Here is a 255-nt window from a genome sequence, read left to right as displayed (position 1 = left end):
TGAAAAATGTGTTAAAAAGCACAGAATATCGAGAACATCTAATGCAGGTTATGCAGGAATCAATGGATACACCTGAATTCAAGAAAAAGTTTCAGGAAATGCTCGACAAAGCAGCTAAAGAGGCAGCCTCTAACTTTAATACTAAGTCCTTTAAAATCTAGTCAAAATAAGAAAGCAGGGAATCCCCTGCTTTCTTTTATTTAGGCTTCTTATTTTCCTACCTTTTGAATGACCTTTTCTGCAATCTTTATATAG

General features: G+C 34.5%; 1 protein-coding gene. It reads left to right on the top strand.

Annotated features, from left to right (window positions below):
- Nucleotides 1-8: 8 nt before the first annotated feature.
- Nucleotides 9-161: a GerD family protein gene (locus tag EOC06_RS45470; RefSeq protein WP_368773623.1), complete on the top strand. Its 153-nt coding sequence runs from the start codon at nucleotides 9-11 to the stop codon at nucleotides 159-161.
- Nucleotides 162-255: the final 94 nt, after the last annotated feature.

The organism is Mesorhizobium sp. M7A.F.Ca.MR.362.00.0.0 (assembly GCF_004023175.1).
Classification (GTDB): Bacteria; Pseudomonadota; Alphaproteobacteria; order Rhizobiales; family Rhizobiaceae; genus Mesorhizobium.
The sequence above is the reverse complement of the archived record's forward strand: the minus strand, read 5'-3'. Positions and strand labels throughout refer to the sequence as shown.